The 2,066-nt window shown below is 45.5% G+C and carries 2 protein-coding genes and 1 pseudogene; all 3 read left to right on the forward strand.

What is annotated here, in order from left to right:
- Window positions 1-311: pseudogene (locus RND78_RS27705) on the forward strand (hypothetical protein); the annotation flags it as partial.
- An 869-nt stretch (window positions 312-1,180) separates the two neighbouring features.
- Entirely contained in the window at window positions 1,181-1,735 is a 555-nt protein-coding gene (locus RND78_RS27710) for a hypothetical protein (RefSeq protein ID WP_312733431.1), read from the forward strand.
- Between the two features lie 128 nt (window positions 1,736-1,863).
- On the forward strand, window positions 1,864-2,066 hold a 203-nt coding region (locus tag RND78_RS27715; protein ID WP_312733432.1), incomplete at its 3' end, for a hypothetical protein.

Here is a 2,066-nt window from a genome sequence, read left to right on the forward strand (position 1 = left end):
CCCAGCTTTTGGCTGAGGAGGTAGCGAGTGGGCATGCGTTCCAGAAGCACGTAGTTGAACGGCAGGAATTTGCTGATCTTGGTATCAGCACAAAAAGTCAATTTCAGAGCTTTGTAGAAGGAATCGTTTCCAATCCAGCAATTGAGCGCCGCCAAGCGGTTGATGGTACGGTTTACTATCTTGATGATTCAACTAAGACTATTGTTATTAGAGGGCAAAGAGGTGAGGCTACGGCATTCAGACCCGACAAGGGGGCGTTGGCTGGGAAAATTACATTAAATCGCAGGTTCCTAAGAAATGACTTTAATTAATGATGATCTTGAATATGTTCGTCTTGAAATCACGCATAAGGAGTTGCGATATTTTATATCATGCGGCTTAGCTCTGGTGCAAAATGTGCCGGAAAGTTCACTCTCGACGTATTGCGGGTTAAGTAAGAAGGAGATTCTTGATGTCTCCCTGCGCCTTAGAGAAGTTGCGGATCAACTTGGTGTTGATATGTAGTGGAGTAGGTAGCTGATTTACAGCTGCTCTTTGCGGGAAGAGGGGCAGGTTTTTTCTACCTGCTAAGAGGATGATAGTGCAGGGCTCATGATGAAGGGGCTAGGGCAGCGTTACGTACAGTATGTGAATCGCACGTACCGCCGTAGCGGTACGCTGTGGGAAGGTCGCTTCCGCTCTTGCCTCATGGAGGAGGAAGCTTATGTGTTGGCATGTTATCGATACATTGAGATGAACCCTATCCGCGCCGGTATGGTTGAGCACCCGGCGGAATATCGCTGGTCCAGCTATCGGGTTAACGCACAGGGTGAGCCTTCGGTGCTGGCTTGCCCACACTCACTCTACCAAGCGTTGGGTCGAGATGAAGTGCTCAGGGCTCAGGCTTATAGGGAGTTGTTCCGCTATCAGCTAGATCCAGGGTTAGTCGATCAAATACGTGCTGCGACGAATGGGAACTACGCACTGGGAAGTCCGAAGTTTTCTGCCGAAGTGGAGGCCGCATTGGGGCGAAGAGTCACAAAAGGTAAGCCAGGGCGCCCTAAGAGCGCACCCGTTCTTTTGTAGAAGCGTGGTCTGTCCCCTATTATTCTACTATCTATGATGCCAATACGAGCTATTTTGATCCGCAGGGACGAAACGTAATTTTTAATTCTGAAAAAAATGTCTGGGTACCAATGCAATGAGTTTGGATAATTTTTCGATTTCTTGGAGTGCTTTAATTATTCCTGGGGTCTCTATTGCAGGAATACCATTGGGGATCAGCGTAGAGAATTTTATTTCTGCCCTTGCAAGGTACGCTATTGATAAAGATGGTGCGGTTTATAAATTCTGTGATGGGCCTTCTTTGGTTATGAAGTGCAATATTGGCCGCGATGGAAATGGAGGGTGCTCCTTTTTATTGAAAGATATTGATCTGGTAAATTATTTAAAAAGAGAAACTCCAGCTCTTTCTATTGGTGTTCAGGATGGAAAAATACGTGCAATAAAGGTCTATGATTTTAGCTTCTCGGGAGATCTGGCTAGTAATTTTGTGTATAAAGGAAAACTCAAGGGAAACGTAGGGCTGGGTAATCCTGTTTCGAATTTACTAGCTTTCACGAGTCTAGAATTTGATGAGTCAGAAGGGTGGTTTTATACTGATAGTCATTATGGATTGGCTGAAGTTACGGGTTGGGGCGTGCCTCTGGACGTTCGGCCAGATCAGTGTGTAACCGCTATCTGCATAGTTTCTTGATATATTTTTGAATTAAATTGCTTGTTGAGATTTTTGGTAAAGTACAAGATTCGCCTGTACTAGACTTTTCTTGCTTTCTGAAGATGTATGTCACCGATCTGTCCACTGGAAGGCCTGGTGTGCCGGCTTTGCGTTACGACAACCCTAATAGCAATGGGATCAATTTTATAAAGTTCGATGGTGTCGAAGCTGGAGCTGATGGATCTTCTCTCCTGTTAATCGATGCTAAGACAAAGTTGGCCATTTGGAGTTCTTCGACACAAAGCTCTGTTCTTGAAACGCTAAACCGTGTTCGGGCTGCGCTGCAGCAGAATCCAGAATATAAGGTTGT

This window comes from Pseudomonas oryzihabitans (assembly GCF_032027545.1).
Classification (GTDB): Bacteria; Pseudomonadota; Gammaproteobacteria; order Pseudomonadales; family Pseudomonadaceae; genus Chryseomonas; species Chryseomonas oryzihabitans_F.

Bases quoted from the DNA above. Each gene is read 5' to 3' on its own strand.
- RND78_RS27710 (WP_312733431.1), top strand. From the start codon at position 1,181: ATGAGTTTGGATAATTTTTCGATTTCTTGGAGTGCTTTAATTATTCCT.